At 52.2% G+C, this 1,277-nt stretch carries 1 protein-coding gene; it reads left to right on the plus strand.

The genetic code is table 11. The features are described from left to right. Positions 1–1,277: WD40 repeat domain-containing protein (locus tag GZ78_RS26995; protein WP_034843456.1), on the plus strand; the 1,277-nt coding region annotated here is incomplete at both ends.

Here is a 1,277-nt window from a genome sequence, read left to right on the forward strand (position 1 = left end):
AACCACCTTGTGACAGCCTCTGAAGATAATACTGCCAAAATCTGGGGGCTTGTCGACGGTCAATGGCAGGAGAAAGCCATCATCCAGCATGATGACTGTGTGAACGGTGCCCGATTCAGCCCCGATGGAAACTACCTTGTGACAGCCTCTGACGATAATACCGCCAAAGTCTGGGGGCTTGTCGACGGTCAATGGCAGGAAAAAGCCATCATCAAGCATGATGACAGGGTGTACAGTGCCAGATTCAACCCCGATGGAAACCACCTTGTGACAGCCTCTTTCGATAAGACCGCCAAAGTCTGGAAACTCGTCGACGGTCAATGGCAAGAAAAAGTCACCCTCCCGCATGATGACTCGGTGAGGGAGGCCATCTTCAGCCCCGATGGAAACCACCTTGTGACAGTCTCTGACGATGATACCGTCAAAGTCTGGGGGCTTGTCGACGGTCAATGGCAGAAAAAAGCCACCATCCCGCATGATGCCTGGGTGTTCAATGCCAGATTCAGTCCCGTTGGAAACCACCTTGTGACAACCCCTCGCAATAACACCGCCAAAGTCTGGGTGTTAAAAAGTAAGGAGAATCATGATAAGGAGTTGACCAGCCAACACATTGCCACCATCCCGCATTATGACTGGGTGAACAATGCCATCTTCAGCCCCGATGGAAACCACCTTGTGACAGCCTCTAAGGATAATACCGCCAAAATCTGGGGGCTTGTCGACGGTCAATGCCAGGAAAAAGCCATCATCCAGCATACTGGCTGGGTGAACGATGCCAACTTCAGCCCCGATGGAAACCACCTTGTGACAGCCTCTGACGATAACACCGCCAAAATCTGGGGGCTTGTCGACGATCAATGGCAGGAAAAAGCCATCATCCAGCATGATGGCTCGGTGAACAGTGCCCGCTTCAGTCCCGATGGAAACTACCTTGTGACAGCCTCTAAGGATAATACCGCCAAAATCTGGGGGCTTGTCGACGGTCAATGGCAGGAAAAAGCCATCATCCAGCATGATGACTCGGTGAACAGTGCCACCTTCAGCCCCGATGGAAACCACCTTGTGACAGTCTCTGACGATGATACCGTCAAAGTCTGGGGGCTTGTCGACGGTCAATGGCAGGAAAAAGCCACCATCCCGCATTCTAAGTGGGTGAACAGTGCCAACTTCAGCCCCGATGGGAACCACCTTGTGACAGCCTCTGAAGATAATACTGCCAAAATCTGGGGGCTTGTCGACGGTCAATGGCAGGAGAAAGCCATCATCCAGCATGATGA

This window comes from Endozoicomonas numazuensis (assembly GCF_000722635.1).
Lineage (GTDB): Bacteria > Pseudomonadota > Gammaproteobacteria > Pseudomonadales > Endozoicomonadaceae > Endozoicomonas_A > Endozoicomonas_A numazuensis.